Source organism: Pseudoalteromonas sp. AOP7-A1-14 (assembly GCF_052376275.1).
Lineage (GTDB): Bacteria > Pseudomonadota > Gammaproteobacteria > Enterobacterales > Alteromonadaceae > Pseudoalteromonas.
Genome location: NZ_JBQSVO010000056.1, coordinates 1 through 22,364, shown reverse-complemented (window position 1 = coordinate 22,364; position 22,364 = coordinate 1). Strand labels below are relative to the sequence as shown.

Below are 22,364 nucleotides of genomic sequence, written 5' to 3'. Positions count from 1 at the left end.
GCGATGATTGTTTATTATTGTTTATATTTAGAACCTTGAATATTTATAGCTTTACCTCTACCTTAAAATTCAATATAACAAATTGATAACAAGGAAGCATAATGCAAATACTTCACCACGGAGCGGTTAATGGGGTTACTGGTTCGTGCCACGAACTGGTTATTAACCAACAAACAAGTCTGCTTATTGATTGCGGGTTATTCCAAGGCGAAGACTCTAAAGCCGATTTATCAATTGGGTTTAATATAACCCATATTACTGCGCTTATTGTTACCCATTGCCATATTGATCATGTTGGTCGAATTCCTTACTTATTAGCAGCCGGTTTTAAAGGGCCAGTTTTTACAAGTATTGCATCAGCCAGTTTATTACCTTTAGTAATAGAAGATGCTTTAAAAGTGGGTGTAACCCACGACCCTAAAATTATAGCCGCATGTTTAAGCTTATTGAATAAGCGCATAGTTGCTGTTGATTATAAAACGTGGTTTGAACTACCTTGCAAGGGATTTAATAAAGTTAAAGCGAGGTTTCAGCGTGCTGGGCATATATTAGGCTCCGCCTATATTGAAATTGATGTTACAAATAGCGATAACAACAATCATCGTGTTGTATTTTCAGGCGATTTGGGCGCGCCGTATACTCCGCTACTCCCCTCACCTAAGCCGCCCTATAAAGCCGACACCCTAGTAATTGAATCAACCTACGGTGATAAAAACCACCAAGGCCGTAAGGAGCGCACTAAAGTTTTAAAAAATATTATTGAACGCGCAGTAACCGATAATGGTGTTATTTTAGTACCTGCTTTTAGTATTGGCCGCACACAAGAGTTGCTATACGAGCTAGAGCAACTCATACATAGTTCATCTAAAAAGGCTAAGTGGCGAGACATTCACGTAATACTCGACTCCCCTATGGCAGCCAATTTTACTGAGCAATACAAAAAGTTTAAGCACCTATGGGATAGTGAGGCAAAACGCAAAATTGCAAACGGTAGGCACCCGCTCGATTTTAAAAATCTAACGACTGTTGATTCACACAAGGAGCATATAGCTATAATTAACTATTTAAGTTCGCGGCAAACACCAGCCATTATTTTAGCTGCAAGCGGTATGTGTAGCGGTGGCCGAATTGTTAATTACTTAGAGCGATTCTTAAATGACAAAACCACTGATGTATTATTTGTAGGTTACCAAGGTCGCGGCACGCTCGGGCGAGACATCCAAACCTACGGGCCTAAAAATGGTTATGTTTATATAAACGATACACGTATTACTATTAATGCAAAAGTGCATACTATTAGCGGTTACAGCGCCCATGCCGATCAAAATGGGTTAATTAAATTTGTAACCGGCATACACAAAAAGCCTAAGCTTATAAAAATAGTGCACGGCGACGAGCAAGCCAAGCAAGCGTTAGCTCAAAAGTACAAAGAGGTGTTAGGTATGGATGTAAAAGTCGAAATAGCAAAATAGATCAGACAATCTCACATAGGAGCGGTTTAAGGTACGAAAAGGTTACTGATTTTTAATCGTCTCGCGGTGATTAATTTCGACTAAACAAGTCGCGCAAATAAACTTTCTCTGCAATATCACTCGGCTTATCAACCATACGGGCTTAAACAACCATATCAGATATTTGCTTAAATTCATTAAAGTACTTTTTTACTTTTCTGTGAAACCAACAAGTACTGTTTATTTTATAGTTATTAATATAGAGGCATTAATACAGAACACATCTGAGGTCACAGCTTTAACTGATTATTTGGTATTAAAGTAATTTGTTGCAGGACGTAATCCGTAGGTGTAGCAATAATAACAAAGCTTACTTTTGTATAAACTTTTAACTTATCAGTAGTAGCAATAAAGTTAACCGACTTATTTAAAAAACTCTTACCCTTAAACCCTATAAAGGTAAATATTTATTGTTCAGCAACGCTATTTTTTGCTCATCTATAAAGAGTAATAATCTGACTGTTTAGTGCTAATAACATAACGTCAAACAAGCCTACCAATCCTACGATAGTACATTTATAATTATTACTAACACTTTCCGTTATTTTTACTCGAAAATTAAAAAATACACTTAACATCTAAATATAGCTCTGTATGCATAAAACATAAAACATACTGAAGATTTTATAAACCCTAACTTCTCAACTCTTCGATAAATAAGCCATTGTCTCTTTGATTTTTTGAATTTATTTCTAGAGATTGAATTACTCACAATTCTGTATAATGTATAAGTACCCCCGATACAATATGCATTCGCTCCTTCTTTTAATAGTTTTAACCAAAAGGCATAGTCTTGACCAGTTCTTAGATCAGGCATCTGTAGGTCTTCTTTGTTAAATTGATCAATTTTTAGTATCACAGTTGAACAGCCTAACGTTGCTTTCTTTTTCAGCATATCTTCGTAATTTACAAAGCCGATGTTATCTTTATCTACTGTTTGCTCTAATGGTTCACCTTGCTCGGTTATTAAACTATAACCGGTAAAGCTAAATGCTAACTGCTTTGCTTCCATTTGACCAAGTTGTACTTCTAATTTATCTGGAGTCCAAATATCGTCACTATCTACAAACGCGAGAAACTCTCCAGTCGCGTGCTTGATACTATTATTACGAGACTTAGCCGCACCGGAGTTTTTATTATTCTTAAAGCATTTCACTCTTGGATCTTTTTTAACCAATTCAGCTAAAATAGATAAGGTTTTATCTGAGGAGCAGTCATCAGTGATGAGCCACTCCCAGTTATTACATGTTTGATTTAGTATGCCTTGGTAGGTATCTAGAATAAAATCTTCGGAATTATATGTAGCGGTGATTATAGAAACTTTTATATTTTTCAAAATATTAAACCATAAAATAGTAAATAACTTTCCTATTTAAAACAAAATATCATTAGGAATTGAAGTTGTTGAGTTTATTTTTAAAGCGAAGTGGCTAATCACTACTTATAATAATTGGTACTCATATTATATAATCTGGGCATTTTTCTTCTTGCGAATCCATGCAACAATGCGCCAAATATGCATTAGTAAGTTGTTATAGATCACAAATATAGTCAGAAAAACGAGCAGCATAAACCATTCAGGTGCACCTAAAGCCTCCATTGATGCCCCTGCACTTGCAATACAAGTTGCAACTAACGCGATATAAAATAATGATTGTTTTCGAGAGTACCCAGCCCTTTCAAATATATGGTGCAAATGCTCACGGTCTGGCTTAAACGGTGACTTACCCTTTTTTATTCTTCGATACATTATTGCAGCCATATCCATAAGAGGTATAGCTATAAAATACAAACATGTAACAGGGTTAAAAGCCTTATTCTCAACCTGGGTACCCACTATTAACAACCATACGACAGAGAAGCCAATTAGCATGCTGCCAGCATCACCCATGAAAATTTTATTAACGCCTTTAAATGGCCAGCGCAAATTGAATACCAAAAATGCACTTAGTGATGCCATGAACAATAAAGCGAGCAAATACCAAGAATTTTGCTCTGAAAACAGAAACCAGCTAATAAAGCCGAATGATATAAAGCTAAGAGTACCTACCAACCCATCAATACCATCAATCATATTAAATGCATTAATTGCTGCAATAACAGCGATGCAGGTGAAAACGATAGAAAAGCCACCCAACTTTATATCCCCAGCGCCGCCTAGATTCCCAAGGTCTGATATTGATAAACCAGTGAAATACGCCATTAAAAAAGAAAGTAAAACTTGGACTGCAATACGGGATTTTACGGACAAATCATATTTATCATCGAAAGCTCCCAACACAAGCAATGCAAAAGCTGCGAAAAGAAAGAATTGGAGCTGAAGGTTTAAGTCTAAAAATAATACAGAGCTAAATGCTGCACCAGAAAAAACAGAGAGCCCTCCAATTAAAGGAATGGATCCATTATGGTTCTTTCGATAATTAGGTTCATCTACTAAACCAATACGAAAAGCAAAAGGTTTCATTAATAAAATTGAAATAAAACTTATGCAGAATGAAAAAACAATCGCCGACATTTTAACCCTAGATATAGCAAAGTTTAGTTCTGAGACCATCAGAACACATCCAAAAAGAAAATACTGTTACAATATGTAAACCAAAATAACTACAAAGCTAAAAAAACGTGCATTATACATAAAAGCCTACTTTTTAGAAGCTTGTTAAAAAAGGACTTTGATACAACTGTTTCTAATTGAGCGCAATGTTGTGGGGTAATCTCCTTGGACTTATAATTGTTTAACCCTGCGATGAAGGGCTGTTTCACCAGCGTCTAGTGAACGAGCAGCTTCTGGAAATGAATATTCATCAGAGATTAGTTTTTTTATAAAGTTTAAATTCTTGAAAAAGTGCCACGCTATTTTGTCATAGAGCATCTCTGCTTGAGTGGCAATAATACCACCTAAATGATTTTGCGGTTTCGTTGAGTCACAAAAACAAGCCTAACTACTAAGTAATAAGTGAATATTTATAATAATTATAATACAAAGTGTAATAAAGTATAAAACATTATTTAAATTCAAAAAAACCTCTAAATGAGACAAGTAGTGTGGAAAAAAAACAAGCTAATCTAATTTCTTTTTTCAGCAACCTTTTTAAATAAAAAGCAATTAACAATGGGATACCATAAAAGCCAAAAACTCTGCGAAATATCGCCCCTTTAGATTCATTTGCTTGCGGACTTTTAAAATCACCTCCTGATGTTTCATCGGGATGATACGACGTCATAATTGGTACATAATGACCTTGTCCACCTTTAGATAAAATATCAGTAAGGAACACATTTTCTTCGCCAGACTTATAATGCGCACCTAAACCGAAACGAGTATCAAAGGCAACCCCCTTGTTAAGGATCTTGTTTTTGTTAACAAATATTTCTATCGAACTTACTTTCATCGCACTTATTCGATTATGTTTATACTCTGAATCTGAATACTTTTTACGTTCCTGAGACTCATTAATAGCATATTTAGTGGTTATAAAATCAGCATTACTTACTTCTAATGCATGAAAAGCTTCTTCGGCTCCCTGAGGAATCACTTCTATATCATCATCGGCGATCCAAATTAAGTCTGCACTTGAAGCTAATACCCCCAGCATTCGACTTCTTGCTAAGCCACGATCTTCTGAATAAATAATATTATAGGCTTGAGTGTACTCATTTGGATAGCTTGTATCCTTTAGTTCAAATAGCTGGCATACAATTGTTGAACGTATGCCCGTTGAAGAAAAGCATTGCTCAGCAAGCTGCTTAGTTTTACTTAAGTGACTAAATACTGTTGATATAACTAACTCTTTTTTCATGGTACCTTCATTAAATAATTTACTCGCATACAGCTAAGTTAAGGCTGAACTACTTTTCTTTTCGTTTCTTGGCTTTTTATATAGATAATATGACAAACTCATAAAAAACCACATTACCACTATAAATAGTGCACTTGTTGTAAAAAAAACCAGCGTCATTGTAATGAGCGATAGCCTATACTTCTTCTCAAACATAAAGTAAATAAAGGGCACCATGAATATCGCACCGCCTATTAATCCTGTAGAGACAAAGGCTTCGACATAACCATTTTGCGTAGAAGTAATATTAAATTGTTGTGCATGATCATAATATAAAATCCCTTCTAGACTATTACCAATACCTGTGCCACTTAGATTATTTGATAGAATCACTTTTAACTTACTAAATGCATCAAAAATTCGTGTGTTTGATGAACCATCATTACCACTAAGTATTCCAATTATACGATTTAATAAAGCAGAATCAGGGTTTAAAAGCACTATAGTAGGAATGCTGATTGATGCCAAAACCACTCCTTGGAGTTTCGCTTTTCCATTCCCACTCAATACTTTGTAAGCAAGCAAAATACAAACAGATGCAATACCAGCTATCGAGTAAGTAAAAAATAAAGCTAATAAAATAACTAACCATTTCTTTTTTGTGATTAACGTTACCTTATTATGTATTTCGTACGCGATAATTAAACCTAGACAAGCAACCATGAACCACGAATACCAAGACGGCTCTTCAAATACACCTCCAAACCGGGTGTAAAATGTATAGTCGTATATATTAAGCCAATGCTGTCTATTAGATTGATCACCATGTGGAACTAAATTAAGAAAAGGTGCTTTGTTTAAATAAAATAGCGCAACAAATAATAGCTGCACGAAACTATGAAAAATAACTACAGACGACAAGCTATTTGCTACTGCAAACTTATTTTTTTCGGTTCTGAGCCAAAGAGGTAAGCAAAGCATAAGGGAAAGTGAAACAAGGATCCTTATTGCAGTACCGAAAAACCCTGTAACCGTGAAATAACCTTCATACATTAAGCTCAGTGACGATATAAACGAAACAAGTACCCAGATAACAAAGATCATATTATAATCGCTCAATACTACCTTTCTATATTTTAATAATGAGATTAAAACAAAAAAAATAGAACCTAAATCAGCAACAGATATAGGCCCAGCGATCCGGACAGTATAAAGGGATAAAAAGATTAATAAAAAAAAGAATATATGTTTAGTTTTTATGAGCATTTATATGACCTATATTAAGTGCTCATACTTTACTTTTTAAAGCGTTCTTTAAAAATCTGAACAGCGGTAAAAAATACTTAAAGCAAATGAGGGTAAGTTTTCTTTTACTATTAATTGGAATCGTTTTTGACATATCTATAAAGTATTTTGCAAGCCCGTACCTTTTTTGTGATATGGCTTTTAATGCATTTGAAATATAAACATTAAGTATTGCTTGTTCAAAATCACTTTTATATGTACCGCCTTGAGCAAGTAAGCTATAACATTTAACTAATAGCTCTACATTATTTTTAATTTTATCCTCGCTAACTAACTTTTGTGAGGCACTCCATGAACCAAGAGCTTCGACTCTATAGACTGTTGTATGATCAGGAAGATATAAAGCACCACCGTCTTTCGCACCATTTATTTGAATAAAAATATCTCCAACAGGGGCGCTAGCAAACCAAGTAGGGAGGCTTTTCATTACACTACTATGCATGACTATCGATGCTGTAGGGATAAAGTCTCCCCCCCCTTGAATAACTTCAGAAGACGGAATTATTAATTTATCATTGTTATAGCTTGCAATAACCTTAGTACAGTTATTTTGATCAAGACTGAGTGCTGCAGTAAAGCATAACTTTAGGTTAGGGAGTTCAAGTAAAGCATTAACCTGTTTATTTAACTTAAATTCGTCAATCCAAAAATCATCACCTTCACATATAGCTATATATTCACCTTTTGCGTAAGAAGCAGAGATACTTATTATTTTTTTCTTTTGTGAATATTGGTTTTCAGTTTGAATGACAGGTTTAAAAATTTTAGGATAACGTTTTGCATACTCTCTAACAATATCACTCGTGCCATCTGTTGAAGCATCATCGTGGATAATCACCTCAAAAACGAAGCCTGTTTGTTGAATCAAAAAACCTCTGAAAGCATCTTCAATATATATTTTTTGATTGTAAGTATTGCACAGTATACTGACCATAGGCTTTTCAATATCACCTTGCCAGTTGGCCATTACTTCGGCTTCGGTTGGTAGTGGTTCAGTTCTAAAAGCATCAATATTAAATAACTTGTCTGGCACTTAACTCTCTCCTAATAATACTTTGCAATATGAATTGACTCTTAACAAACGCATCATTCGATTAAAGGATTACCGGTTGAATATTTTTAGCCATTACGACATTCGGTGTTATTGTCACATTATTTAAAACAGTACCTTTATCAGCGCACCAATCTATAATTTGCTGTGGTATATTTGCACCCGCCAAGTGTGAAAACGGGTATTGCCCACCAAAACGGGCATTCAACTCCAGCACGTAAAACTCATCATTTTCAACTAAGCAATCAGAATCAAGCACGCCAATATGACCAAGTGCTAATGATAGGTTTTGTCCTATCTTTGACAGCTTAGTATTTTCAATCGTCATGGCTTGGTCTGTTTCACCTGAGCGCATCGCTAATTTATGCTTACAAAATGTTGTAACATAGTTTTTTTGTAAGTCATTTATTACTTCAATACCGTATTCATCACTTTGTATGCATTGCTGTATTAAAATGGCATTATTGATATCTGTATTTGATTCAAATTTTAAATAGGATGATTCAATTTCATTTTGTACTTTTTTATAAAGCACACGTAACTCTTCTTGATCCTCCGCTTTATAAATACCTATAGAGCCCATCCCCCAACGCGGCTTAATTATTACAGGATACTGTAAGTCACCTAAGCTTAATGCGTCACTCGCTTCGGTAAGCGCGATATACGTTTTCGGGGTCTTAATGTTATGTTTTGTTAAAAACTGATAGGTTTTCCATTTGTCATTACAAATATCAATAACTTCAGGCTCTGATACAATAACGTCGATCCCCTGCTCTTTAAACACTTTTTTATGGTTTGCTAATATGGGTAAATCTATATCAAAAAGCGAGATAATCACCGAGATATCATTTTTTTTACAGTAATCAAGTAAAAATGATATGTAGGTGTCAGAATAAATTTGCGGCGTTAACGTAAAAGCATCGGCTTGACTCAAAGCGTAAGTTTCAACACTATTTGCCGCATGAACTTTTCCATTTAATTCTTCCAGCGCGGTCTTAAAGTACTCAACTAAATAAGTGCGTCTGCCAACGGATGTTAATAATATATTCATATAAATTTTGATGCCATTAAGTTTAATAAACCACCAGTATGCCAAAACAAAACATTGCTACCAGTTTTTACTTTCCCTGAGTTAATATATTGCTCCATTCCATACCAGGCTTTTCCTGTATATGTTGGGTCAAGGATTATCCCTGTTTGCTCTGCTACTTTCTTTATAGTATTTAACTGCTCTATATTATTTTTTTCGTAACCACCACACGTGAAATTATCATCAAAGATAACATCATCACGTAAACTTTCGTTTAAACCGTGGTGTTTAACATAGTCTAAAACAGAGCCTGTAATTGCTTCAGTACCCCTTGGGTTTTCTCTCGCGACACTAATACCGACAACCTGAGTAGCTGAATTTATTTGCTTAAAACCTACATGCAAACCTGCTTGCGTTGCACCAGTACCACTTGCATGAAAAACATAGTCAAACGGTACTGTTGATTGGTTTTGCGCCTCAAAAGCAGCATCAACGTAAGCGTTAGTTCCTTCGATACAATGACCCCCTCCCCATATATAAAAAGGGGTCAGACCTTGCTGGCGATGCATAGCCATTTCAGCATCCATTACATTCGATACATCTGACATACTACAAAAAACTATTTTAACACCTAATATGTGTAGGAGCTTTAAGTTACCTTCAATAACCTTTGGCTTAGGCGCATGAATAACAATAGTACAGGCAAGGCCTAACTCTTTGCAGCGAATAGCAGTCGCTCTTACATGGTTTGATTGCTCACCACCACAGGTGACTACAGCATTACAGTTATCGTTTAAACACTTTTGTAAAATATACGCTAATTTTCGACCTTTATTTCCACCACCAGAAATAGGATATAGATCATCACGTTTTATGAATAAATTTAAACCTAAGTACTTAACTTTTATCAACGGAGTTATTAACGAAGACATTATATTGTTAACTCCATTTCATAACCTTGAATATCAGTTTTGTCATAATTAAAATTTTTAATAATTACAAAGCCCACTTTTTTATATAATTTACTTGCTGGGCTATCTGCTCTGACTGTTAAAGATAGCTTTTTGAATTCTTGACGTTTTAATTCTGCAATAGCTGATTCAATTAATAACAAACTAATACCTTGTGCTCTAAAATCAGGTAAGACTGCAATAAATGGGCAATAGCTAACTTTGTTATCTACATCATTCATATAGATAGCAACAGCACCAATTAATTTGTTTTCTTTATAAACACCGAAAACACGCCCTTTTTCAAGTAGTTTTGAGGTATATTGCTCCAAGTTCACTCTAGAACTTAAAGACGGGTAAAAATCGCTATCAACTGCAATTAAGAGGTTTAATAAATAGTTATAATCAGTATTTTTTAACAAACTAACCACAGACAACCTCAATAACTTTCTTTAAATCTTTGCTACAGATATCGTTATGGATCGGTAAACAAAGAACATTATCAGATATCGATTGAGCAATAGGTGCATCAACTTTGTATGGCTTATATATTTCAAAATCCGTCACTAAAGGATAAAAATAACGTCTTGCGAGAATATTATTCTGCTGAAGTTTTTCTAATAGTTCATCGCGGCTCATACCGTAAACGGCTTCATCAATAACTATTGGATAATATGAATAATTTTGCTCAATGTTATTTTTACATATAAGCGGTGAAATACCGTTTACTTCGTTCAGTGTCTCATTATATTTAGAGGCTATCGTTTTTCTTTTAGCAATAGCATCGTCAATTTTTGTTAACGCGACAAGACCAAAAGCGGCTTGGACTTCATTTAGTTTTGCATTCATACCACACATGCTAATTTGTGTTTCAGATTCAAAACCAAAGTTTTTTAATTGATCGAGCTTATTTTTTTCTTCTAACGTTTTACAAACTACCGCGCCGCCTTCAATAGTTGAATAGGCTTTAGTTGCGTGAAAGCTTAAAATAGAATAATCACCATAATTTAAAATAGATTGGTTATTCTCTTTTACTGCAAATGCATGAGCGGCGTCGTACACAACGTGTAAATTATGCTTATTGGCTATTTGTTGTATAGCGTCATTATCACACGGTGTACCATATACATGCACAGGCAAAATTGCACAGGTTTTATCGGTAATTGCAGCTTCAACTTTTTTAGGATCTAAGTTAAACGTTTCAGGATCAACATCAACAAAAACGGGGGTTAAGTTATTCCATTTAATGGCATGGGCTGTTGCAACAAAAGTATAAGGCGTGGTTATAACCTCACCTTTCAGCTCAAGTGCTTGCAATACGGTAATAAGTGCTAACGTTCCGTTAGAAAACAAACTAATATAAGGAACATCAAGGTATTCACACAAGACTTGCTCTAATTGCTGATGATAATGACCACTATTCGTTAACCACTTACGCTGCCAAATATCTTCAAGGTAGGGGGTTAGCTCCTCTAGCGGGGGTAACAATGGTGAAGTTACAGTAATTTTATCCATATTTAACTCACCTTTCTTTTAAATATAATAGCCATAATTTGAGAATATAAATCCCTTTGCGTTGCGCGAACAATAATAATATAAAGAATAGGCATCATGACCAAATTTATTGATAAATGTATATAAGGACTTAATGTAAATTTAGTTACTATGTAGTTTGCCGCTAAATATGTTGTACTCGCACAAACCATCACACTTATATAAATGGGCATTAATGCCACTAACTGTTGGCCTGTTTTTAAGCGGCTAAATTGACCTGTGTAATATGAGTTAATAAAAAAGGCGATATAAGAATTAATGACCATGCCAATACACATGGCTTTAACGCCCATAGGCACGGTAATGAACAGCATTAACGTTATTAAACTTTTTTTAATAATCTCTAGCTTTAAAAATATATCTGAACGGCCTTTTACGTTAAGTAGATTTAAGTTTATTGCATGTATTGGATATAACATGAAAGAAAAACACAAAATGACAAGTAATTCTGCTGCAGGCAGCCATTGCTCACCAAGTACAGCATCAATAAGAGGCGTCGCTGAAATAGCTAAACCTACGATTAGTGGGAATACAATTAATGCTGCCATCCTTAATGTTAATACATAAGTATTTTCAAACTTATTAACATTGTTTTGGATATTACTCAACATGGGGTAAGTAACACGTTGTATAACCGTCGTTAATGTCATTGCTGGCACACTAGCTAATTGGTTCGCCTGGGTAAAAAATCCTACTTGTGATGCACTAAATTGCTTACCTATCACAACTTGATAAATGTTTTTATAAATTGTGTCAAGAAGCCCCGCCACCAATAATTTGGAGCCAAAACCAAATAAATAATCAAAGGATTTTTTGCTAAATTCTGTTTTTGGCCACCAAGAGGAAAATATATTAAGTAATAATACGTTGATTACTGCTTGAGACAGTGTTTGACCCACTAAAGCCCAAACCCCAAAGCCGAACTTAGCTAAGGTAATACCCACACCACTGCTTAGTACTACGCCAATTAATGATGCTTTAGCCTGCGTTTTAAAGTTCATTGCGATTGTTAGTTTTGCTCGTTGTACTATGGCGAAACTATTAATAATTACAACAATACCGAGAACTCGCAATAATTCACTAAGAATGGGCTGTGCAAAAAAACCGGCTATAAATGGTGCAGAAATAAACAAAATCAAATAACAACATAAACTAACTATAATGTTGAAATAAAATGCCGTCGAGAAGTCTGCCTCTGTTCTTTCTGTATGGCGAATAAGTGCAGAAGAAAACCCGCTATCAACAAATGTTTGCGCAATGGCAATAAATACAGCCAACATACCCACTAAGCCAAATGCATTTGGCCCCAGCAGTCGCGCTAAAAAAAGCATTACAATTAATTGAATGAACTGAGTTGCTAAGCGCTCTATAGCACTCCATTTTAACGCACTGGTTGTCGACTTCATTTATTTAGTTAACAACCCAGCTAAGTATTTTCCGTATCCATTTTTAGACATTTGCTTGGCTTTTTCATCAATGCTTTCAGCCGCCAACCAACCGTTGTTATAAGCAACTTCTTCTAAACACGCTATTTTATAACCTTGGCATCTTTCAATTGTTTCTACAAATTGTGCGGCTTCAAGTAAGCTTTCATGTGTCCCTGTATCAAGCCATGTAAAACCTCGACCTAACATTTCTACATTAAGTTTATTTTGCTGTAAGTACATTTCATTAAGGCAGGTAATTTCTAGCTCACCTCTGTCTGAGGGCTTTACCTTTTTTGCCAACTCGACTACAGAATTATCGTAAAAATATAAGCCTGTTACTGCAAAGTGCGATTTAGGTTTAGTTGGTTTTTCTTCGATAGAAATTGCTTTTTTATTTTGGTCAAACTCAACTACACCAAAACGTTCAGGGTCTTTTACTTGGTAACCAAATACCGTCGCACCTTGGCCACTTTTAGCATTATCAACGGCATGCTGTAATTTAGAGGTAAAACCTTGGCCATAAAAAATATTATCACCTAAAACTAAACAAACATCGTCCTGACCTATAAACTCTTCACCGATAATAAACGCCTGCGCTAAGCCATCAGGGCTCGGTTGAATCGCATAGGTAATGTTAATACCAAACTGCGAACCGTCAGATAATAATCGCTGATAACCACTTATATCTTCTGAGGTAGATATAATTAAAATATCCTGAATACCCGCTAACATGAGTACAGATATGGGATAAAAAATCATTGGCTTATCATAAATAGGCAGTAACTGTTTAGATACACCTTGAGTGATCGGGTAAAGACGAGTGCCAGAGCCACCTGCGAGAATAATTCCTTTCACTTCGCTCTCCTTAAGCTTGTGTTGCTATTTCGCCAAGACGTTCTCGTTGGTATGAACCGTCTTGTACATTGGTGCACCATTGTTGATTTTTAAGGTACCATTGAACGGTTTTACGTAAACCTGTTTCAAATGTTTCCGCTGGTGTCCACCCTAACTCTTTTTGCATCTTTGACGAGTCAATCGCATAGCGTCTGTCGTGTCCGGGTCGGTCGGTTACATAGATAATTTGCTCAGCGTACTTTGTTTCTTTTGGTACTAAGATATCTAAAATACTACAAATGGTTTGTACCACTTCAATATTTTGTTTTTCGTTGTGACCGCCGATATTATAGGTTTCACCAACTTTACCTTTGCTGACTACTTTATATAAAGCACGTGCGTGGTCTTCTACATAAAGCCAATCTCGAATTTGGTCACCTTTGCCATATATTGGCAAACTTTTACCTTCAAGTGCATTCAAAATAACTAAGGGAATTAACTTTTCAGGGAAGTGATACGGGCCATAATTATTTGAGCAATTGGTAACAACAGTAGGAAATCCATACGTACGTAACCAAGCTCGCACTAAATGATCACTAGAGGCTTTGCTTGCTGAATATGGGCTACTTGGTGCATAAGACGTTTGCTCAGTAAACAGGGGCAATTCACCTTTTTGCTCATCAGGATGCGGTAAATCACCATATACTTCATCTGTTGAAATATGATGAAATCTGAAAGCGTTCTTTGCATCATCTTTTAATGTATTCCAATATTCACGAGCCGCTTCTAATAAGTTATAAGTGCCTACAATATTAGTTTGAATAAATTCTGCAGGACCAGTTATAGAGCGATCCACATGGCTTTCTGCTGCTAAATGCATTACTGCATCAGGTTTATACTCATTAAACACACGATCAAGCGCTTCACGGTTGCAAATATCAACCTGCTCAAATTCATACCGTTCATTACCACCTACTGACCTTAAAGATTCTAAGTTGCCCGCGTAGGTAAGTTTATCTAGGTTAATAACTGAATCTGTTGTATTTTCGATTATATGGCGAATAACAGCCGAGCCTATAAAACCTGCACCACCTGTAACAAGTATTTTCACAACAACTCCTAGAATATGAACTTATAACTTTTATATAAAAGCAAACTTAATAACGCTTGCCAGATAAATAAAATCTAATTAAAACAAAGAAAACACTTATGACACCAGCGAAAAATGTACTTATAACCACAATCAAAGCTCGTTTTGGTTTTAATTTTACTTCAGGTACTAAAGCTGGATCTATTGTTTTGAATACATATTCATCTCTTACGTTTGCAAACATTACTGTCTTAGCTTGTTCCTCTATTAAGTTATATAAAACAGCTCGAATATCAGCCACATTTGTTTTCTCTATTTGAGCAGTGAGAAACTCTATGCTTTTGGTTGCCTCTATAACATCACGATTTTTCATAGTTAGATTAATATCGTTTATCAACCAGTTAACCCACTGTTGTGCAACTGTAGGTGAAATATGGTCTACAGATATAATAATCATACCTGCTTCAGGGTCTTTGCTAGCACTTATTATTTCACTAAACTCTTTATACGCTTCTTGCATCGATGGTTTTGGTTTAAAAGGTGGCTTTACTTCTCGTACCCACTCATCCTTACTTTGATCATAGATACTTTCATCGTATACGATACTATTTTTTATAGGATCCCAAGATTTTGCAGCCATTAAGTCTGGTAATATATTATGGTTCTGTATAAATTCAGCTGTAAATCTCCTAGACTTAAGTATAGCTATAGCAAGATCCGTTTTATTACTTGCCGCTGAGCTTCCAAAATCAACCCCAGCTAAACTAGCCAAACCACCGAATTGGCCAGCAATAGCTCCAAGCCCACCTGACTGCTGCTGTTCAGCTGGAGTTAGTAAAGCTTCTGACTGATATATATTTGGCTGATAAATTGCGTACACTACTGAAAAAACAGCCATACACATCGTAAAACCAATAATAAACCACTTCGCTTCCATTAACACAGAAAACAATTCGTATAGACTTACCTCATCATCAAGCAAATCCTGATTATCAGCTTTTCCGTATTTACTCATTCTTATCTCATTTCAAGTGAATTACTTAGCCAGATTAAACAAAGAATATACTCAGTTAGAACTGGCTATTAAAATCAGTTATTAAATACTACTAATCGCAGCAAGCGCTACACCCAATTGATATACAATCTGTGTTCCAGTACTCCAAAGCGTTAGGTTATCCATATAACCTGAATTTAACGGTACTACAATCGTGTCACCAGCTTCGAGTGTTTGTGAATCATTAACTGCAAACCAATTACCTGAGTCTGGAATAACTACTGAGCCATTGGCTTTAATAATATAAATGCGCTCTTCGTCAGCACGCACTTTAAAGCCACCACTTAAGTCAATATAGTCTTCAAATGACACTCCGGGCTTATAAAGGTGCGAGGTGGAGTAATTAACTTCACCTATCACACTGACTGAATCTCGTTTACTGGGTACATATAAGGTATCCCCATCTTGTAGTACAAGCTTTTGCTTATCTTCTACGATAAGTGGTAAATCAATAACCAAACGCCCTACAGCTTCAACACTAGCTAAATCGTCAAGTAACTTGCTCATTTCGTCATAAGAAAGTGAATTTCCACCCACCGAATTTTCAAAGCTTTTTTGTGCAATGTCTCGGCGTAGGTCTTCTGATAATTTGGCTAATTGCTTTTGTTCTTGCTCGCGAATAGCTTCACGAGTAAAGATTGCGGCTCTTTGTTCAGCAAATTTTGAGAAACCACCGGCACGTTCTAATAAATTAGTTAATGTTTCGCCACGGCGAATTGTATATGTTCCAGGGAACTTCACTTCACCTTTCAACTCTACCTTTACATTTTCTTGCCAGTTAGGAATTGAGAAAATATTTAAGCTATCTTTACTGCGTAATAGGCGATTATCGCCCTCCTCCCCCAACATAGCGTTATGTAAGTTGAATTTGATATGTTCAACTTGCGAGGCATCACCTGCAACTATACGTGTTATTTCTGCTTGCTTAGTATAAGCCGACTCTAATAAACCACCTGCAGCCGCTATGAGCTCATTCACTTCAGCACCAACCGTTAGTGGGTACACCCCAGGAAAAGCAACATGACCATTAATTTCGATAAGTTGCATTGCAGTTTCTACTGAGGCTTGTTGTTTTAATTTTGCTTTTATTGGTTTTAATAAATTATAGCGACTGAAAACGGCATAATCTTCAATTTCGAGTCCTTTGCTTTCTTTAGCTTTACGTTGTTTTGCTAATTGAGCAAGGGTCAAGTTCGCTTCTTCTAGTTTTTCTTTTGATTGAGCTTCCTGTTCTTGCACGCCAATATATTTCTCAAATTCTTTTTGCTGATATTGATGCCATTGTTTGGCTTTTAGCTGTTGTTTTTTCTGCTCTTCGCTAAGAGCTAAGTTTTCAAGAGCGAGTTCCTCTGCTGCTTTTTCTTCAAAGCGGCTAAACACATACAACTTATCATTCGCTTGTAATGCTAGGTCATGTGCTGGGGCTTTAACAACTGCTTGTGCAATATCAAATTGGTGTACTTCAATATCACCTGAGGTATTAATCTCGCGCACTAACAAACCATAAGTTAAATCTGCTTGTGGTAATAAGTCGCCACGCACTGATGTAAATACATCTGAAATACGCTTACCTTCATGCCATTGATAATGCCCTGGGCGTGCTGCAGCGCCAATAACACTAATTGAATTTTCGTACTGTAAGCTGACAGGATTAAAACGAATTCGGTCGCCATCTTGTGGGGTATAATTAATTTGCTTTTGGGAAAAATCTACTGAGAGAATTTCTTTTCTATTGTGGTTATTAAACCGTTCTACAATGGCTTTTTGAGCGTAAGCTTGTGGCTTTAGTCCTCCAGCCATTTTTAAAATACTTTCAGCTGATTCACCTTGTTTGAGCTCAAAAATAGCTGGGCGTTTAACCAAGCCTTCAACTGCGACTTGTGCACCTACTGGCGGTATAAATACCACATCTCCTGGCTTTAAAATAATATCGTTTTGGCTATCGCCATTTATAAGTAAGTCATATAGGTCAAAATTATTGACCACTTTACCAGCTCGCTTTACTTGAATATTACGAAGTGAGGCTATATCCGAGACACCACCACTGATAAACAGTGCATGTGACACAGTAGTTAAAGATGACACACTATAACTTCCTGGCTTATACGCTTCACCTAGTACCAAAATTCGCATACTGCGTAATTGTCCAAGTGATACAAATGCCTGTACACCTATAATTTCTTGTTCAACTTTTTTCTTTACTAATTCTTTTACTTCGCCAAAAGTTAACCCTGCAACTTGTACTGGACTTAAATTTGGAATACTTAAACGCCCTTCACGATCCACTATGACTTCATAGTTTTCACTTTCTTTACCGTAAAAGTTAATATTGAGTTGATCGCCTCGGCCTATTAAATAGGTTTCAGGTACTGCCGCAGTCTCACTTGGCATAAATGTAGTTGGCTCACCGGCAAAAAGCTCATAGCCAAATGGTTCTACTTCACCTTCTTTTGGCTTAAAGCGCTCTTCATCAGTTAAGGGCTCTTCTTCTTTTTCGCGAAAGTTAATAGTCGGTGTTTCTTTTTCTTGGGAGTTAGTGTTTGCATTGCCACCGGAAATCGTAGAAAGGTCTACTCCGTATTGCTTAGCAAGCGCTTCTTGCTGCGCTTTAGGTAATTTTTGGAACTGCTCAATCTGTGCAGTGCTTGGCGTAAATGCGAGCGAAAAAGTACTTGTAAATAAAACAACAGCAGTTAAGAACAGATTAAAAAGCTTCACAGGTAGGTAATTCCCTAAGTCTACGGCCAAAAAAATGATTGGCAATTCTACATTATTTTAAGACAAATAAAAAAGGGACTATTGCCCCTTTTTTCACTAATATGCCATTGTAACTGTTTTTGACTTAAAAACTGTAAACCAATGTTAATGAAGTTTCTGTATCTGTACTTTCTTTGTCATCGGCTACATCAGAATTGTTAATGATGTTGTAAGCCACTTTCATTTGAAGTGAACCGCTGATTTTAGCTAGAAGTGCCGTTTCAGAACGCACTTTGGTATTAGTATCACCATATTCAACTGCAACTAACTGAAGAAACTTTGCGTTATCTGAAATCTGCCAGTTGTAATCAAGCTTACCTAAGGCAATAATTTCGCCTTCAGACTCACCCGCTAGTGAATTACCATTTTCATCAACTTCAGTACTGTTATCTGGGTATTGAAAATATTTATAACCCGGACCAACTTCAGCATTTAACCACATATCTGAGCGGTTAATTAAACGTTGACCATAACCCGCAGAAATAACAGATTCGTTACGATAAGCACCAAAGTAATCTGAAACGTGTGAACCATATATGAATAAATGCGAGTAATCGTTACTTAATTTATAGTTACCCTGGGCAGAAATTGAATACTTTTCGTTAGTGCGCTGCTCTTCTTTAACGCCGGCATCGTTTTCGATTTCGTCTTCTTTATAAATACCATCTATTTTATATTCGTTATTCCAGTGTTCTAGATTTTGTAAAACCTTAATACCACCTTTTAAAGTAGTTGTTTCAGTATTACCGCTAGTGATAATAGCACCTAGCTCACTGGTAACTTGCCAAGTTTGCACTTCTTCTGCAGCGACATTGCTTGCAGCTGAAGCTGCAACTAGCATTGATAAAAACTTTAATTTCATTAATAAAACCTTAAATACTTAATATAATTAATCTTGCTTGTGAAAATGAACGTCCATTTGTGGAAATGGGATATTGATATCGGCGTCGTCTAACGCTATTTTAATACGCTCTAATAAATCCCAGTAAGTAGGCCAGTAATCAGCAGCATTCACCCATGGACGAACAATAAAGTTAACGCTTGAATCCGCAAGTTCAGAAACAGCAATGTTATAGGCTGGCTCTTTTAAAATACGTTCTTCTGTATCAAGCACCGACTTTAATACTTCTTTTGCTTTACGAAGATCGGTATCGTAGCCAACACCAATCACTAAATCAATACGGCGGGTTGCTTCACGTGAATAATTTACAATCGCGCCTGACATAATTGACGAATTAGGCATGATAATTACTTTATTATCAGGAGTACGAAACTCGGTAGAGAAAATGTCGATTTTCATTACAGTTCCTGACTTACCACCAGCTTCAACCCAGTCACCTGATTTAAACGGGCGTAGTACGATAATAAGTACGCCAGATGCAAAATTTGAAAGCGAACCTTGTAATGCTAAACCAACAGCTAAACCAGCAGCACCTAGAATAGCGATAAATGACGTTGTTTCAATGCCGATTTGCGATAACGCCATTAAAATGGTTGCTATGAACACAATCGCATAAACAATACTTGAAACAAATGAACCAACAGCTTTATCAACTTTCTTTTTAGCGAAGGCTCTTTCAGTTAAGCTTGCACAAAATTTGGCAACCCGGCCACCTAGTAAAAAGATAATGAGTGCAACTACAGCTTGAATGCCGTAATGCATAATCAAACTCGAATTTTCATTGATCCAGTTAAGTATCATATCCATTGTAACTCCTGAGATTCAGTATTAAGCGATTTGCTGTAGAAATTATATATGATTTTATACTTTTTTTTTATCACTTTATTAAAAAATATACAATTAGAAAAACCCATTAACATTTACTGTTTAGTAACTCTAAGTTTAATGCAGAACTCAGCGCTACACAGAAGCTTAATATCAAGGCTTATTTAACCACAAGGGGAGTCCCTTTTAGTAAGTAACAACGGTGAAAGTAACCTTTTATGAAAAGTCTAAAAGGTTGGTTTAAAGGCGATTTATACTGCGTTGTTGGTTTTAACAATTGAATCATTATTACTTGCAATCAATATCTTGCCTAAATCACTTTTAATGCTAACTGAAACCATATATTGAGGTGTTTTGGGTGTATTTGTGACTTTTTTTAGATTATTTCATTTTTTTATCCTTTAGCCCTTCACAACATTTATATTTTTATGTATTATCCGCGCCACACCAATCGAGGTGTGTTGTGGCGGTTGTAGCTCAGTTGGTAGAGCCCCGGATTGTGATTCCGGTTGTCGCGGGTTCGAACCCCGTCAATCGCCCCATTTTCCTTTCTTGTTTTTATCAAAACCTTATATTACAAAAATTTATTATATAAATCGCACAAATCATTTATGTGGCAATTTTACATTTGTAATAATACACAGATCTATAACTCCTGTCGGAGCAGCTTCAGCTGCGAAGTTTTGTGCAATGAAATCGCAAAGATACAATACAATTGATGGCTAAAGCTATTTTCTACGAGTGTGTTATGAACCAAATAAAAGGCAAAAAAATGCCACCTTTCGGTGGCATTACACACGGGATTATTTCTACATTATAGAAATTCTTTTAAAAGCTTAAATTCATTTTAACCTATCACTTTTATCTTCTGAATTTTCTAACTTACAACTTTGTCTTTTCAGCTAGTAATGCTGTTTATTTCCAGCTTTTCATTTTATGACCTTTAACAGCATAGAAAAGAATAAATAAATAACAAGGTAACATAACTATATAAGCCGCTTGCTGTGCTTCGGCTGAGTCAACACCACCACTTGCTAGGCCCCAAAATAATGGACCAAATGCGCCGCCGGCAATACCCATTACCAATAACCCTGAACCAACACTGGTAAGTTTACCTAAACCAGATAGGGCTAATGCCCAAACTGCAGGCCATACAATCGCATTTGCAAAACCTAATACAGCGATCATCAGCAGTGTATCGGGTAACAATACTTCTAAACCTAGGGTATTGGCAATAGTTACTGAGCTATTGTCACCAAATACGATAGCCAGCGTTAACACACAACCTAAAATAGCTGATATTGTTAATGCGGCTTGTTGCGATATAACTCGCGGAATCAGTGCAATGCCTAAAATATAACCTAGCACCATACAACTCATTGTATATGAGGTCATCACACTGTACTTTTCAACGCCTAGTGATAGTGCAAATGTGCCGATAGTATCACCAGCTATTACTTCTACTGCCACATAAACAAATAGTGCCATTACACCTAATGCCAAACTAGGATGCGCAAGAGCGGCTTTAAAATGCCCTTTACCTTCTGCAGCGTCGTCGTCTACAAGTTCTGGCAAAGGCATTTTAGTAACGGCGAAGCCAAGTGCCCCCATAAAGAGTGCCATTCCAAGGTAAGGGTAAATTAAGCTATTTGCCATGACATCTATTTCCGACTGGCTAAGCTCTTTACCTACAGAGCCGGTGAAATCACTTAAAATAAGTGCTGTAAATACAATTGGCGCTATAACGCCAGCTCCTTTATTCAAGATACCCATAATACTTACGCGCGCCGCTGCAGACTCTTCAGGTCCAAGTCGAACCACATACGGGTTTACCGCTGTTTGTAATAAGGTCTGCCCCGCGCCCATAACAAGCTGCGCCAATAAAAACAGTGCAAACACTTGGGTTTTAGCCGCAGGGATAAATAATAAGCCTGCAACCATCATGGTGCCCATACCTAGTGCCATTCCTTTTTTGTAGCCGACTTTACGTATAATCATTGCTGATGGAACTGCGGTAAATGTTACCGCAATATAGAATGAAAATAGAATTAATGAGGCTTGAAATGGGCTAAGTTGTAAAACTTGTTTTAAATACGGCATTAATGAACCGTTTAACCAGGTCGCAAAACCTAGAATAAAAAACAACATGGCAACAATCGCCATTGGGATAAAATTACTTTGGTTATTTTCTTTTGACACAGAGGCTTTCATAAACATCTTCTTGTTGCTGGTCTAATTACTTGGTTGACGATATTTTAAGCCGCCACAAGGCAATTAAGATTAATAATATTATTTC

The 22,364-nt window shown here is 36.2% G+C and carries 18 protein-coding genes and 1 tRNA gene; 2 read left to right on the top strand and 17 right to left on the bottom strand.

All coding sequences use genetic code 11. The features are described from left to right. The first annotated feature begins 101 nt into the window (after positions 1–101). Positions 102–1,472: an MBL fold metallo-hydrolase RNA specificity domain-containing protein gene (locus ACT3RM_RS10170; protein ID WP_441994876.1), complete on the top strand. Its 1,371-nt coding sequence runs from the start codon at positions 102–104 to the stop codon at positions 1,470–1,472. A 610-nt stretch (positions 1,473–2,082) separates the two neighbouring features. Here the strand turns inward: ACT3RM_RS10170 and ACT3RM_RS10165 are convergent. From ACT3RM_RS10165 to ACT3RM_RS10090, 16 genes are all read right to left on the bottom strand, one after another. Continuing rightward, the gene (locus ACT3RM_RS10165) at positions 2,083–2,847 is read right to left on the bottom strand and encodes a glycosyltransferase family 2 protein (protein WP_441994877.1); all 765 of its coding nucleotides are present in this window, start codon (positions 2,845–2,847) and stop codon (positions 2,083–2,085) included. A 126-nt stretch (positions 2,848–2,973) separates the two neighbouring features. Beyond that, complete coding sequence (wecA, locus tag ACT3RM_RS10160; RefSeq protein ID WP_441994879.1) at positions 2,974–4,026, bottom strand: UDP-N-acetylglucosamine--undecaprenyl-phosphate N-acetylglucosaminephosphotransferase; 1,053 nt, start codon at positions 4,024–4,026, stop codon at positions 2,974–2,976. A gap of 490 nt (positions 4,027–4,516) precedes the next feature. Continuing rightward, positions 4,517–5,311, bottom strand: coding sequence for a glycosyltransferase (locus ACT3RM_RS10155; RefSeq protein ID WP_441994880.1), 795 nt, complete (start codon positions 5,309–5,311; stop codon positions 4,517–4,519). A 33-nt stretch (positions 5,312–5,344) separates the two neighbouring features. Beyond that, on the bottom strand, positions 5,345–6,556 hold the full coding sequence (locus tag ACT3RM_RS10150) for an O-antigen ligase family protein (protein WP_441994881.1): 1,212 nt from the start codon (positions 6,554–6,556) through the stop codon (positions 5,345–5,347). A gap of 22 nt (positions 6,557–6,578) precedes the next feature. Continuing rightward, on the bottom strand, positions 6,579–7,628 hold the full coding sequence (locus ACT3RM_RS10145; RefSeq protein ID WP_441994882.1) for a glycosyltransferase family 2 protein: 1,050 nt from the start codon (positions 7,626–7,628) through the stop codon (positions 6,579–6,581). Positions 7,629–7,689: 61 nt separating this feature from the next. Further along, positions 7,690–8,697 (bottom strand): ATP-grasp domain-containing protein, encoded by a 1,008-nt coding sequence (locus tag ACT3RM_RS10140; RefSeq protein ID WP_441994883.1) that lies wholly within the window; start codon positions 8,695–8,697, stop codon positions 7,690–7,692. After that, positions 8,694–9,608: a 1-aminocyclopropane-1-carboxylate deaminase/D-cysteine desulfhydrase gene (locus tag ACT3RM_RS10135; protein ID WP_441993381.1), complete on the bottom strand. Its 915-nt coding sequence runs from the start codon at positions 9,606–9,608 to the stop codon at positions 8,694–8,696. Before ACT3RM_RS10135 ends, ACT3RM_RS10140 begins: the two co-directional genes overlap by 4 nt. Continuing rightward, the gene (locus tag ACT3RM_RS10130) at positions 9,608–10,057 is read right to left on the bottom strand and encodes a GNAT family N-acetyltransferase (protein WP_441993382.1); all 450 of its coding nucleotides are present in this window, start codon (positions 10,055–10,057) and stop codon (positions 9,608–9,610) included. The genes ACT3RM_RS10135 and ACT3RM_RS10130 overlap by 1 nt, the downstream gene beginning before the upstream one ends. Then, positions 10,050–11,141: a DegT/DnrJ/EryC1/StrS family aminotransferase gene (locus ACT3RM_RS10125; RefSeq protein WP_441993384.1), complete on the bottom strand. Its 1,092-nt coding sequence runs from the start codon at positions 11,139–11,141 to the stop codon at positions 10,050–10,052. The genes ACT3RM_RS10130 and ACT3RM_RS10125 overlap by 8 nt, the downstream gene beginning before the upstream one ends. A 2-nt stretch (positions 11,142–11,143) precedes the next feature. Next, positions 11,144–12,586 (bottom strand): lipopolysaccharide biosynthesis protein, encoded by a 1,443-nt coding sequence (locus ACT3RM_RS10120; RefSeq protein WP_441994885.1) that lies wholly within the window; start codon positions 12,584–12,586, stop codon positions 11,144–11,146. After that, positions 12,587–13,462, bottom strand: coding sequence for a glucose-1-phosphate thymidylyltransferase RfbA (gene rfbA, locus ACT3RM_RS10115; RefSeq protein ID WP_441993387.1), 876 nt, complete (start codon positions 13,460–13,462; stop codon positions 12,587–12,589). It lies immediately after the preceding gene. 10 nt (positions 13,463–13,472) lie between these two features. Further along, positions 13,473–14,552 (bottom strand): dTDP-glucose 4,6-dehydratase, encoded by a 1,080-nt coding sequence (gene rfbB / locus ACT3RM_RS10110; protein WP_441993388.1) that lies wholly within the window; start codon positions 14,550–14,552, stop codon positions 13,473–13,475. Positions 14,553–14,598: 46 nt separating this feature from the next. Beyond that, positions 14,599–15,546 (bottom strand): Wzz/FepE/Etk N-terminal domain-containing protein, encoded by a 948-nt coding sequence (locus ACT3RM_RS10105; protein ID WP_441994886.1) that lies wholly within the window; start codon positions 15,544–15,546, stop codon positions 14,599–14,601. A gap of 81 nt (positions 15,547–15,627) precedes the next feature. After that, on the bottom strand, positions 15,628–18,303 hold the full coding sequence (locus ACT3RM_RS10100; protein ID WP_441994887.1) for an SLBB domain-containing protein: 2,676 nt from the start codon (positions 18,301–18,303) through the stop codon (positions 15,628–15,630). Positions 18,304–18,427: 124 nt separating this feature from the next. Next, on the bottom strand, positions 18,428–19,204 hold the full coding sequence (locus ACT3RM_RS10095) for a DUF481 domain-containing protein (RefSeq protein WP_441992923.1): 777 nt from the start codon (positions 19,202–19,204) through the stop codon (positions 18,428–18,430). Positions 19,205–19,231: 27 nt separating this feature from the next. Next, positions 19,232–20,050: a mechanosensitive ion channel family protein gene (locus ACT3RM_RS10090; protein ID WP_441833958.1), complete on the bottom strand. Its 819-nt coding sequence runs from the start codon at positions 20,048–20,050 to the stop codon at positions 19,232–19,234. A 484-nt stretch (positions 20,051–20,534) separates the two neighbouring features. Between ACT3RM_RS10090 and ACT3RM_RS10085 the strand changes: the two genes are divergently transcribed. Next, positions 20,535–20,610: transfer RNA gene (locus tag ACT3RM_RS10085), tRNA-His, on the top strand. Between the two features lie 373 nt (positions 20,611–20,983). On the opposite strand, the gene nagP is transcribed toward ACT3RM_RS10085, so the two are convergent. Then, entirely contained in the window at positions 20,984–22,279 is a 1,296-nt protein-coding gene (gene nagP, locus ACT3RM_RS10080; protein WP_441833957.1) for an N-acetylglucosamine MFS transporter NagP, read from the bottom strand. Between the last annotated feature and the right edge of the window lie 85 nt (positions 22,280–22,364).